Source organism: Chryseobacterium angstadtii, assembly GCF_001045465.1.
In the GTDB taxonomy this organism is placed as follows: Bacteria; Bacteroidota; Bacteroidia; order Flavobacteriales; family Weeksellaceae; genus Chryseobacterium; species Chryseobacterium angstadtii.
The window spans coordinates 294,002-306,347 of the sequence record NZ_LFND01000007.1; the positions used below are offsets into that span (position 1 = coordinate 294,002).

Annotated in this window: 13 protein-coding genes; 8 read left to right on the forward strand and 5 right to left on the reverse strand. The window is 39.0% G+C overall.

From position 1 onward, the window contains the following. Nucleotides 1-3: 3 nt before the first annotated feature. From ACM46_RS20245 to ACM46_RS20260, 4 genes are all read left to right on the forward strand, one after another. Nucleotides 4-549: a YceI family protein gene (locus ACM46_RS20245; protein WP_048508485.1), complete on the forward strand. Its 546-nt coding sequence runs from the start codon at nt 4-6 to the stop codon at nt 547-549. Further along, nucleotides 546-1,073 carry an ankyrin repeat domain-containing protein gene (locus tag ACM46_RS20250; protein WP_048508486.1) on the forward strand — a complete coding sequence of 176 codons (528 nt, stop codon included), beginning with the start codon at nt 546-548 and terminating at the stop codon, nt 1,071-1,073. Before ACM46_RS20245 ends, ACM46_RS20250 begins: the two co-directional genes overlap by 4 nt. Before the next feature lies 1 nt (nt 1,074). Beyond that, nucleotides 1,075-1,845 carry a T9SS type A sorting domain-containing protein gene (locus ACM46_RS20255; RefSeq protein WP_048508487.1) on the forward strand — a complete coding sequence of 257 codons (771 nt, stop codon included), beginning with the start codon at nt 1,075-1,077 and terminating at the stop codon, nt 1,843-1,845. 172 nt (nt 1,846-2,017) lie between these two features. After that, complete coding sequence (locus ACM46_RS20260) at nt 2,018-3,301, forward strand: alkaline phosphatase family protein (RefSeq protein ID WP_048508488.1); 1,284 nt, start codon at nt 2,018-2,020, stop codon at nt 3,299-3,301. Nucleotides 3,302-3,385: 84 nt separating this feature from the next. Here the strand turns inward: ACM46_RS20260 and ACM46_RS20265 are convergent, their stop codons facing one another. Next, nucleotides 3,386-4,264, reverse strand: coding sequence for an NAD(P)H-binding protein (locus tag ACM46_RS20265; protein ID WP_048508489.1), 879 nt, complete (start codon nt 4,262-4,264; stop codon nt 3,386-3,388). Nucleotides 4,265-4,436: 172 nt separating this feature from the next. On the opposite strand from ACM46_RS20265, the gene ACM46_RS20270 reads away from it, so the two are divergent. After that, on the forward strand, nt 4,437-4,865 hold the full coding sequence (locus ACM46_RS20270; protein ID WP_083997481.1) for a winged helix-turn-helix transcriptional regulator: 429 nt from the start codon (nt 4,437-4,439) through the stop codon (nt 4,863-4,865). 53 nt (nt 4,866-4,918) lie between these two features. Here ACM46_RS20270 and ACM46_RS20275 read toward each other — a convergent pair whose 3' ends face one another. After that, on the reverse strand, nt 4,919-5,974 hold the full coding sequence (locus ACM46_RS20275; protein WP_083997482.1) for an NAD(P)-dependent alcohol dehydrogenase: 1,056 nt from the start codon (nt 5,972-5,974) through the stop codon (nt 4,919-4,921). A gap of 13 nt (nt 5,975-5,987) precedes the next feature. After that, nucleotides 5,988-6,410 (reverse strand): cupin domain-containing protein, encoded by a 423-nt coding sequence (locus ACM46_RS20280; protein ID WP_048508490.1) that lies wholly within the window; start codon nt 6,408-6,410, stop codon nt 5,988-5,990. Nucleotides 6,411-6,541: 131 nt separating this feature from the next. On the opposite strand from ACM46_RS20280, the gene ACM46_RS20285 reads away from it, so the two are divergent. The 3 genes from ACM46_RS20285 to ACM46_RS23435 all read left to right on the forward strand — a co-directional run bounded on the left by ACM46_RS20285 (nt 6,542) and on the right by ACM46_RS23435 (nt 9,613). After that, entirely contained in the window at nt 6,542-7,444 is a 903-nt protein-coding gene (locus tag ACM46_RS20285) for a helix-turn-helix domain-containing protein (protein ID WP_048508491.1), read from the forward strand. 510 nt (nt 7,445-7,954) lie between these two features. Further along, complete coding sequence (locus ACM46_RS20290; RefSeq protein ID WP_048508492.1) at nt 7,955-9,298, forward strand: carboxylesterase family protein; 1,344 nt, start codon at nt 7,955-7,957, stop codon at nt 9,296-9,298. 144 nt (nt 9,299-9,442) lie between these two features. Beyond that, nucleotides 9,443-9,613 carry a hypothetical protein gene (locus tag ACM46_RS23435; protein ID WP_157859468.1) on the forward strand — a complete coding sequence of 57 codons (171 nt, stop codon included), beginning with the start codon at nt 9,443-9,445 and terminating at the stop codon, nt 9,611-9,613. Between the two features lie 99 nt (nt 9,614-9,712). Here ACM46_RS23435 and ACM46_RS20295 read toward each other — a convergent pair whose 3' ends face one another. Both ACM46_RS20295 and dinB read right to left on the reverse strand, forming a co-directional pair. Further along, nucleotides 9,713-11,185 carry an alpha-amylase gene (locus ACM46_RS20295; RefSeq protein WP_048508493.1) on the reverse strand — a complete coding sequence of 491 codons (1,473 nt, stop codon included), beginning with the start codon at nt 11,183-11,185 and terminating at the stop codon, nt 9,713-9,715. 50 nt (nt 11,186-11,235) lie between these two features. Next, on the reverse strand, nt 11,236-12,333 hold the full coding sequence (gene dinB / locus ACM46_RS20300; RefSeq protein ID WP_048508494.1) for a DNA polymerase IV: 1,098 nt from the start codon (nt 12,331-12,333) through the stop codon (nt 11,236-11,238). Nucleotides 12,334-12,346 lie beyond the last annotated feature (13 nt).

A 12,346-nucleotide genomic window follows, 5' to 3' on the forward strand; every position in this document is an offset into this window, starting at 1 on the left:
GATATGAAAAGATTAGTATTAATGAGTGCAGTACTGTTTTGTACAGCCCTTGTCCCGGCCCAGAAATACAGTTCCAAAACAGGTAGCGTAAGCTTTGAAGCATCGGTTCCGCTCTTCGAAGATGTATATGCAAAAGATAATAATAACGTAGTCGTTCTGAATGCGGATAGTGGTGAAATAGCTTCCCTGTCGGCAGTGAAAAACTTTCATTTTAAAACCAAATTAATGGAAGAACATTTCAATGAAAGCTATGCAGAAACAGCAAAATACCCCAAGACGACGTTCAAAGGGAAGATTATCAATTTTGATAAAACAAAACTTACTGCTTCTCCACAGAAATATACCGTTCAGGGAACCTTGAACTTTCATGGAGTGGATAAAGCGGTCAATTCTTCAGCTACTATTTATGCCAAAGATGGGAAAATCTATATGCAGGGAGGTTTTGTAGCCAGACCTGCAGATCATAATGTAACCATTCCGAAAATGGTAACCAAAAAGGTAGCGGAAAATGTAAACGTGGAATACAATTACGTAATGAGCAAACAATGAAAAAGATCATCTTCATCATCGGTATTTTCCTGAGTTTCTCTTTCATATCTGCTCAGGAAAAAGTAAAATCAATATTTGATGTTGCAAGAAACGGAACTGTAACTGAAGTGAAAGATCTGATGAAGCAGGATCCGGATATTATTAATAAAACCAATGAAAATGGCTTTTCACCACTTATTCTCGCGTGCTACAGAGGGAATGTTGAGGTTGCTAAGTTTTTGATAGATCATGTAAAAGATATTAACTATAAAAGTGAGGAAGGAACAGCTTTAGCAGGACTTTCCGTGAAATACAATAAAGATCTTACAATCTATTTATTAAATAAAAATGCCGACCCGAATATTGCTGATGTCTCAGGATACACCCCCTTGTTCTGGGCAGTAAAGTTTGGGAATAAAGAGCTTATCGAAATGCTGCTGAAGCACAAAGCAGATAAATCCAAAAAAGATTCCATGGGAATGACACCCTTTGAATACGCTTTACAAACAAACAATAAAGAAATTATCAACCTTTTAAAAAATTAAGATGAAAAAAGTTCTACTAGCACTTACTTTAGCCCTGACCAATCTGGCATGGGCGCAGTTTACAACCGGAACGGTGAATTTATCGACCGGGATGACCATCAAGCTTACCACTACAGCCAGTACAGTTACTATGACCCTTACCGGACCGGATACATCCTATTTGGGTGTTGGTTTTGGAGGAACAGGAACCACCGGAGGAATGGGGAATGGAGTAGACGGATTTATTTACAACGTCAATTCTACAACAAACACGAATATTGATTACACTTTTGCCGGAGTGGGAGTGCCTCCCAGCGCTGATGCTGTACAAGACTGGACTATTACTTCAAATACTACTTCAAGTGGAACCAGAACAATTGTGGCTACCAGATCGCTTGCAGGAGGGACAGGAGATACCGTATTTACCAATAATACAAACTCAATCAATATTTTCTTTGCGAAAGGAGCTACCACTACAATTGCAAACCATGGATTCGGAACTGCTAACAGAGGTTATGCAGTTTTGAGCAGGGCGGTATTGGGAACTACTGAAGTGGCTGCAGAAAGCAAAAAACTTATTCTTTACCCGAATCCGGCTAAGGAAACCGTGAGTTTTAAAAATGCTGATAAAGTGAAATCTGTGGATATCTATGAATCAGCAGGAAGAAAAGTGAGATCTGTAAAACCGGAAGGAGAAACAATCAATGTAAGAGATCTGAAGCCGGGAATTTATTACTTTGAAATTACTTTAAAAGACGGAAGCCTGTCTTATGAAAAGCTGATCAAAGAATAATACAACCTGATCTTTAAAAAATCATACACCAAATGCCTCTGAAACCGGAGGCATTTTTTATGGTCCAACTTTACGAAACCACCCGGAATTTTTACTCTGTTTTAATATACTTTTAATCTGATAAACTTTTTCAGGAAGAGTATACACCGTAAATTTGCAGAAAATTTTGACAATGAAGCGAGGAATACAAATTGTACTGCTGTTTTTTTCTTTAATGATCTATGCTCAGCAGGCTAATACAGACACGGCCCAGGTAGTTATTCCGGGTCGTACCAATACTGCTGAAGCACAGGCTAAACCTTACGTGATCATGATCTCCACAGACGGTTTCCGTTATGATTATGCTAAAAAATACCATGCAGAAAACCTGTTGGAGTTTGCAGCAGAAGGAGTTCAGGCAGATGCCATGATCCCAAGTTATCCCAGTATAACTTTTCCCAACCACTGGAGTCTCATCACCGGGCTTTATCCTTCCCATCACGGCCTGATAGATAATTTTTTCTATGATTATAAAAGAAAAGAAGCCTACGCAATGAACAGCAAAAAAAATGCTGAAGACGGAAGCTGGTATGGCGGAACACCTCTTTGGACACTGGCTGAAAAACAAGGGATGGTTTCTGCTTCACTGATGTGGGTAGGATCTGCAAGCGATGCTGCGGGAACAAGACCTTCTTACTACTATCCTTATCATGAAAAATTCAAACCTTCCGAAAAAGTGGAGAAAGTGGTCAATTGGCTGAAGCTGCCGGCAGAAAACAGACCGCACTTCATTTCCCTCTATTTTCCGGAAGTAGACGGAAGCGGACATCATTACGGACCGGATGCCATAGAAACCGAAAATGCCGTTCATTTGATTGATCAGGCCATTGGAGAACTGGTGAAGAAAGTGAATGATCTCGGACTGAAAAATGTCAACTTTATCTTCGTTTCGGATCACGGAATGATCAAAGTAGACGGAGGAGCTCCTCTTGAAATTCCGGCCCTGCTTTTGGATAAAAACAGATTTGATTTTTATAATTCCCAAACCCTGCTGAGAGTATATGTTAAAAATCCGGCTGAGATTAAAACAGTCTATAAAGAATTAAAAGCGAATAAAACAAACGACTATGAAGTCTATCTGGATAAAAAACTACCGAAATACTTACATTTTGCCACCAGGGATGATAAATATGACCGGATCGGGCAGATTCTTCTGATCCCGAAAGCACCCAAAATATTTTTAGAAAAAGGAAAGAAAACATCCGTAGGAAAACATGGCTATAACCCGAAACTGGTTCCTGAAATGAAAGCTACTTTCTATGCCTGGGGGCCGGAGTTTAAAAATAACGTAGTCGTAAAGGAATTTACCAATGTGAATGTATATCCTTTAGTCACAGAAATTTTAGGCTTGAAAATAGATGAACCTATTGACGGAAAACTGAAAGTATTAAAAGAAACCCTGAAAGACAAAAAATAATCTTAGGGTTTAAAATATAATTATAAAACAAGTTTCGGCGCGCCTTTGGCGCGCCGAAACTTGTTTTATAAATTGACCTGGGAATTAAAAATGAGAGGAAAACTCTTTCCCAAAATCTTCTAATTTAACACTTCCTGTAACCGGAGAACCGTGATCAATAAAATCTTTTTGTACAACTCCGGTTCTCATTCCTCTGCCCATTTCCACATACAGCTTAGCCATATCTTCAGGAAGTCCCGCCTGCAACATTCCGTTTAAAGAATCTTCATCAGAGAATTCTACCCATGGAAGTTCAGGTTTGTTGACAGAAGTTCCTAAAACCTTAGCAAAATCAGAAGCTTTTCGTACATCACTTACAATATACCGGATGGAATTGGTATTGGCGTCTTTTACAAGTTCTTCGGCAGCTGCTTTCGCAATATCATGGGGATGTACCACGGGAATTTCAATACTTTCAGGGTAATTACCGCCAATGATCCCTGCGTTCTGAATTAAAGGAATATCGTTGAAAAAGTTATTATAAAAATATCCGGCTCTTAAAAAAGTGAAAGACGTATTTTCTACTTCATTATACAGCTTTTCAATGTTGTGAAGACCAGCAATCGGGCCGTTTTCTACCGGCGATTCTGCGCCTACGCTGCTTAACATTACAGCTTTTTTTACGCGAGATTTTCTTATAGCTTCAGCATAATTTTTCCCTGCATTGGTCGTGTTTTCCACAATCTTATCCGGGCTGATGGCAGGAGGAGTCATAACAAAAACGGCATCCGCTCCTTCAAAAGTTTGAGTTAAAAATTGAACGTCCGTAATAGATCCTATAGCCGGAGTGGCTCCCAGCAATTCGATATCCTGTTTTCTGGCATCGCTGCTGCTTACTACTGTGATATGGTGCCCTTCGGCAATTAATTGTTGAGCCAATGGTTTCGCTACATTTCCTAATGATCCTGTGATTACAATTTTCATATGTAAATTTTTTATTGTTGTTTAATGGTCATATGCAATCGCTTAATATTCAGCTTTCTTTATGAACTGATTAAATGGCTGCGATTTCATAATAAAATATTTTTTTATTTCTGAGAACAAAGTTATATTTGTACTTACTTTTATACAAGTACTTACCCTAAAGTATGTAGCTATGGCAGCAATTAAAGAAAGTTCTACCATTCAGGAGAATAAAAAGATAGTGCAGGATTGTCCCGTCATGTACGTTATGGAAAGAATTGGCGGATTTTGGAAACCCATCATTCTGTTTAATCTTTCTACTGGAGAAAAAAGATATAGCGAACTGAAAAAATCAATTCCTGCCGTAACGGAAAAAATGCTGATTCAGCACCTGAAACAGCTGGAAGCTGACGGATTAATTATCAGAACAGCCAAACCCGTAGTACCACCTCATGTCACTTATAAACTGAGTGAAGCAGGTAATGAACTTGCTCCCGTTATTGATGCTATGGCAGAATGGGCATTTCAGGACATGGAAAGGAATGATAATAAATGTGCAGAAGGAAACAGATATAGGATAGATAAAAACCAGAGCGGCTTTAGTCAAAACCTGAAAAAATAAAAACAGGCTCTTCGGATAGAAGAGCCTGTTTTCGTTGAGATCCTGTAGAAGAATTACAAAGATTTCATATCAATTACAAAGCGGTATTTTACATCACTTTTCAGCATTCTTTCATATGCGTGGTTGATATCCTGCATTTTAATCACTTCAATTTCAGAAACAATATTATGCTTTCCGCAGAAATCCAACAGTTCCTGAGTTTCGGCAATACCCCCGATTAATGATCCCGCTACGGAACGGCGTTGGAAAATCATAGGCCTTGTGCTCACTTCAGCTTCACCGAATTCACCTACAAATCCTACAAGAACCAAAGTCCCGTTCAGAGTAAGTGTATGCATATAAGGATTGATATCATGCTCATAAGGAACCGTATCGATAATCAGGTCAAACTTTCCTTTTACCGTATCCATTTGTGAATCATCCGTAGAGATCACAACATGATCAGCACCCAATTGTTTGGCATCTTCTGTTTTTCCCGGAGTTCTGGAGAATAAAGTTACTTCCGCTCCCAGTCCTTTGGCCAGTTTGATGGCCATATGACCCAAACCGCCCAGTCCTACAACAGCCACTTTAGAGTGAGGTCCCACTTTCCAATGTCTCAATGGAGACCATGTCGTAATACCGGCACATAAAAGAGGAGCTACTGCTGCCAGATCTAAGTTTTCCGGCACACTTAAAACAAAATGTTCATCCACCACTACTTTCTGAGAATATCCTCCAAAAGTATGGCCTCCCAAATGCTTGTCTTTTCCGTTATAGGTTCCGGTAAATCCATTAAGGCAGTATTGTTCCAGATCTTCCTTGCAGCTGTCGCAGTGTCCGCAGGAATCCACTAGGCATCCTACTGCCGCCAGATCTCCTACTTTAAATTTAGAAACTTCACTTCCTACATTGGTGATTCTTCCCACAATTTCATGTCCGGGAACTACAGGGTATAAAGATCCGCCCCAGTCATTTCTTGCGGTATGAAGATCCGAGTGACACACTCCGCAGTATAGAATTTCAATTTCTACATCTTTAGGAGTCGTTTCTCTTCTTTCAATATTCATTTCTTTCAGGTCTGCTGTAGTAGACTCAGCGCCATAGGCTTTTACTGTGATTGTGCTCATTGGTTTATTTGATTTAAGTTAATAAGTTCGTTGATAATTGATTGTATTCCTCATCGCTTACAGGCTCCATCCATTCCACAATACCGTTTTGAGTATTGGGATTGATGGCTATGTGGACCAGTTCACTGTTTGAAGCTGCACCATGCCAGTGAATAACATCGGGGAGTATATTCACTACATCTCCTGCTTTTAAAGTTTGTGCCGGCTTTCCTTTCTCCTGATAAAATCCTGTTCCTGAAGTTACGATTAATATCTGTCCGCCTCCGTGAGAATGCCAGTTATTTCTGCATCCGGGTTCAAAAATAACGTTCCCGATCTGACAGTTTAAATCATCGTTGTTGGGTTTTAAAATCTCTACCCAGGCTGTTCCTCCGGAAAAATAAGCTGCAGGAGCCTTTTCTCCTTTAGGAAAAATGTTGGTATCTGGTGTTTTCATAACGGTACAAAATTCGATACTTTCAGATAAACATAACTTATACAGATTACCGAAATACTTACCAATTTTACAGACATCTTAAAAGGTACGCCGGAAAGTGGTAATTTTGAATAAGTTTAAAAAGACAGTCAATGGAAAATCAGGAAGTTGAGAAAGTGAAAAGTGTTTCAGATTATAATAGAATGGTGAATCATGAAACTCTGCATCCGCTCGTAAGCGTGGTAGATTTTGCAAAATCTGATCCTATCTGTCAATATAAAAGAACCTATACTTTTTATACTGTTTTTCTGAAAGATGTGATCTGTGGCGATATGCATTACGGCAAACACAGCTATGATTATCAGGAAGGAACACTTGTTTTTATTGCTCCCGGGCAGGTAAGCGGTGTAACCAATGACGGAAAGCCCATACAACCCGGAGGATATGCATTGCTGTTTCATCCCGATCTGATCAAAGGAACCAATCTTGGGAAAAATATCAAAGATTACAGCTTCTTTTCATATGATGTGCACGAAGCTTTACACCTTTCGGAAAAAGAAAGAGAGATTGTTCTGGAATGCTTTAAAAATATAAAACTGGAACTGGAGCAGTCCATAGACAAACACAGCAAATCATTAATTGTCAACAATATTGAACTATTCCTTAATTACTGCATGCGTTTTTACGACCGTCAGTTCATTACAAGAGACCATGTCAATCAGGGTGTAATTGGGAAATTTGAAAATCTGGTTGATGACTATTTCAGATCTGATAATCCGAAGAATATTGGTTTTCCTATGGTGAACTACTTTGCAGAAAAACTGAACCTGTCCGCCAACTATTTCGGTGATCTCATCAAAAAAGAACTGGGCATCTCTGCTCAGGAATTCATTCACAATAAACTGATTGATACCGCTAAAGAACAGATTTTAAATCCGGCAAAATCCATCAGTGAAATTTCCTATGATCTTGGGTTTAAATACCCGCAGCATTTCACCAGATTATTCAAGGCTAAAGTAGGGGTCTCACCAAGCGAATATAAAATGCTAAACTGATTTTGAAACGCAAACAGCACAAATACAACGATCTTATCTCGGTTCATTTATTTGTGAACATTTGTGTGAAAAATTTGTGTCATTCGTATTAAATAGACTTTCTTTTTGAACCACAAACAGCACAGATGTTTTCACAAATACCACAATTTTATTCAGAGTCACTTATTTGTGAACATTAGTGTAAAAAAATTGTGTCATTCGTGTTAAATAGATTTTCTTTTTGAACCACCAACAGCACAGATGTTTCCACAAATACCACGATTTTATTCAGAGCCATTTATTTGTGAACATAGTTTAAAAACTTGTGTTATTCGTGTTAAATAGACTTTCTTTTTGAACCACCAACAGCACAAATGTTTCCACAAATACCACGATTTTATTCAGAGCCATTTATTTGTGAACATTAGTGTAAAAAACTTGTGTTATTCGTGTTTAAATACCATAAAATATTTCCTCATCTCGAAAAACTAAATTAATTTTATTAGATAAAAATCGTTCAAAGTTTTTGAAATGACAGTTCAGCAGGAAAAAACTCACATTTTTCAGACGTCCTTTGGGAAAATTATCGCATTAAAAGAAAATGGGGTGGTCAGGGCTAAAAGCATCCGTTATGCCCGGTCTGAAAGATTTAAAAAGCCCATTCCGGAACAGTTGTCAGCATCAGAAATTATCTTTCCCCATAAAACTCCGGTCTGTCCTCAGGTTTTAAGCCCTCTGGTTGAAAAAATGATCGGACCGACCCCTATTGAAAGTTTTGATCCGGATGAATCTACTCAGTATCTTTCGGTATTCCGCCCTGAAAACTTTACAGAAAATGAAAAACTTCCGGTGATTGTATGGATTCATGGAGGTTCGCATGAAATCGGATGTGGAGATTTGCCAACCTCTGATCCCGGTGACTGGGTGAAAGAGCAGCAAATCATGGTAGTTACGGTTTCCTACCGGCTCGGGCTTTTCGGTTTTTTAGGAGGGAATGGTAAAAGACCACCTAATCTAGGGCTGTTTGACATTATAGAAGCTTTAAAATGGATTAAAAACTATATCCCGGAGTTCGGTGGTGATGCCGAAAATATCACCCTCTTAGGCCAGTCGTCAGGAGGGGATGCTATTGCCCATCTGATGATTTCTGACGGGGTTGAAGGATTGTTTCAACGGGTGATTATTCAGAGTGCTCCTTTGGGACTGCGGCAAAACAGACAAAAGATGTCTGCAGAATTTCTGAAAAACACCGAATTTCTCAGTGAAGAAACAGACCCTTTAAAAATGGTAGACGCCTATCACAAATGGGTGCCGTCTGTTGTAAGATATGGTCTGAAAGCAGCAATGCCATTCGGGACGCAATATGGTTTTCCTCCGCTATGCAAAGAAAATGAAGCCGTTGAAAGATGGAAATCCGCTACGGGAAAATATGATGTTCTGATTGGTTTGAATAATGACGAAACTGCTTTTTATCTCAAAACTTCAGAAGCATTCAATACCTATTTGAAGAGAGGAATCGGGTTGAAATTAATAGATAAAGTCGTGAGAAAGACAACCGAATTGATCTACGGGAAACCGGCGGCGGAATTTGCTGAAAACTATGCGAAGGCCGGAGGAAATGTATACCTCTTCAGAATTCATACGGAATTCGCAGAAAATACGATCGGAGCAGCTCACTGCATAGATCTTCCTTTGCTTTTTGGAAACGAAGAGGCTTGGAAACCCTCAGGAATGTTAAAAGATATTCCCTGGAAATATATAGATGAAAACGGGAGAAAACTAAGAGCGGTCTGGGCTGAATTTGCAGGAAGCGGAAACATCTCCACGGCTTCAGAATTACCTGAAATTCTTAAAATCCGCAAAATTATACGGTGAATAAGCTTCCGTAAAGTTTAAAAAATTAACTATTATTCAATTATAAATATGTAGATAAAATGATGTGTTTCGTATGTTATATTTGGTCATAATTATGATATTTTACGTATATTCGGATAACTAAACCCAAAAAATAAATTAATTATGAAAACGAAAATCCTTTCAAACACGAAAAAATTAAACAGAAAAGAGCTTAAAAACTTAAAAGGAGAGGGAATCATCATCCGCGACAGGGTATGCTGTACTTCCAATGAAGAAGGCTACTGCTGTGAATGGGCCAGCGATATATGGAACTGCCGTTATATCTACTGCTAGAACTACCCATTATTTTACTTATTAAGATAACTTTCAGGCATACATGATCAGGAGAAAAAGTATCCGGTTGTGTATGCTCTTTTTAGATTAATTTCAGAATTACTCGGAGATCCATACACTTACATTTCCTGCAGGAGCCGGAAAATTTCCCCAGCCATTTTCATCAATGCTTATCTTATCCTCCGTTCTTTTCAGGATGTCATAAAATGTTTTCCCTGCATATTGTTTGCCCATTTCCATGGGTTTGGTGTAAGCTTCTTTATTGCTTAAAACCACAGCGCATCCGGAATGTTGATCATCTCCTTCGCGTACCCAGCCCAGACAGTTGGCATCTTCAAAATAGTCTTTCTGTATGCCGTATGCGTGTTCTTTTCTAGCTTTTATAAGCTCTTCAATACCATCTACTTTATCTAGGAAAATTTCCTGATCATTACCTTCCCGGTCTTTATCCGTATAATGAGCACCATAAAGATCCGGGTAAAAAACACAAGGATAGCCGTTCTCGCGAAGAAGAATAAGTGCATAAGCCAAGGGTTTGAACCATGATTCTACCGGAGCTTCAAGCCCCTGCAAAGGCTGCGTATCATGATTGTCCACAAGACTTACAGAATGCATAGGATCAGCTTCAGTAAGGGTTTCATCAAAAATTCTCCGGAGATCATAGGAGTTGCCTTCCTTTGAAGCGGTGTAAAAATTGTTCTGTAGTGAGCTGTCGAAAAGACTCATGCATCCTTCCGTCACCTCAATATATTTTTGGAGAAGATTCAGCTGTCCCGGGGCCCAGTATTCTCCCACGGCAAAAATATTTTTTCCGCTGTTGGAGCGTAACATGGTGAGCCATTCTTTATAAAAATCGAAGGAGATATGCTTTAATGCATCCAGTCTTACTCCGTCGAAATCTGTGAGGTTGAAATACCATTCTGCCCAGCTGTTGAGCTCTTCACGTACAAAAGGATTACGGTGCTCAATGTCGTTGTACATGAGATAATCATAATTCCCTTTTTCATCATCAATCATCTCTTCCCAGTCATTGCCGTATTCAGACTGTATCTTATAAATATGGGAATCCATCCCTTCTGCATAGTCTACACCGCTGAAACAGGTGAAATTCCATTCAAAATCGGAATGTTTTTTTCCTCTTCCGGGAAATGTAAACTTAGTATAGGATTCTATTTCTATGACATCGGAAATAATTTTCTCCCGGTTGTTTTCATCCACCTTTACAACGCTGAACTTCTCAAGCTCATCACCACCAGCTTTATGTCCCAGAACGATATCTGCTATCACTTCTATACCCTGGCTTTTTAAAGCTTTAATGGCATTTAAATAATCTTTGCTGGTACCGTATTTAGTAGGAAGACTTCCTTTCTGATCAAACTCTCCCAAATCATACAGATCATAAGCGTCATATCCTACAGAATATCCTCCATTGGCTCCTTTATAGGCTGGAGGAAACCAGACCGAGGTGATTCCTAATTCAGCCAGATAAGCAGCTTGTTTTTCGGCTTCTTTCCATAGTTTTCCATTTCCTTCAGAATACCAGTGGAAAAATTGAATCATCGTAACGTTCATAGGAGAAGTGATTTGAGTTGATTTTCTACAAGATAGTGAAAATTTTTCACCTATTGATGGTCAAATTCTTCAAACGGGATTTTTAGTTGAATGGAAATCTGCTTTTTCTCTTCCGTATTGAGGTGGGAAAGGGACAGCCCTAATAATCTTACAGGTTTGTCAAAAGGACGGAGCTCCCATAGTTTCTTTCCGGTATTGAAATATTGTTCCGGCGAAGTGAAATAGTCTTCCTTTGTAAAACTTCTTGTGAAAAGGGAGAAATCTTTGTACTTAATCTTTAGGGTTAATGCTCTTCCGAGAATATTGTTTTTTTGTAATCTCTGATGAAGTTCCTGGCTCAGATGTTCCAGCTTTTCATTGATCTGCTGGTCATCAAAAAGATCTTCAAAAAAAGTTCTTTCTACGGCAACACTTTTCTGGATGCGATGAGGTTTTACTTCAGAATGGTGAATGCCACGAACCACGTTGTAATAATAACCGCCGGATTTTCCAAAAAGGCGCACCAGCTCTTCCAGAGATTTTTTCTTTAAATCTTTTCCCTTGTAAATGCCTAAACTAAACATTTTATTAGCGGTAACCTTTCCTACGCCATAAAATTTTTCAACCGGAAGTTCTTCCAGAAAACCTTCGATTCTGTCAGGATGAATGGTTTTTTGTCCATTAGGTTTATTGATATCGGAAGCAACTTTTGCCAGAAATTTATTAACGGAAATCCCTGCGGAAGCAGTCAACCCGGTCTGTTCGAATATTTTCTGACGGATTTCTTTAGCAATCTGATTGGCAGATTCTATATCTTTTTTGTTTTCGGTAACATCCAGATAGGCTTCGTCCAGAGAAAGAGGTTCTACAAGATCTGTATATTCATGAAAAATTTCACGAATCTGTCTTGATATTTCTTTATATCGTGCAAATCGGGGCGGAACAAAAATAATATGGGGACATTTTTCCTTTGCTGTTTTGCTTGGCATGGCAGAGCGGACGCCATATTTTCTGGCTTCATAACTTGCCGCTGAAACTACACCGCGGTGTTCTCCTCCCACTGCAATAGGCTTTCCTTTGAGAGATGGATTGTCATGCTGTTCCACAGAAGCATAAAATGCATCCATATCCACATGAATAATTTTACGGATGGGAAAAGAAGAATCCATACCGCAAAGATAT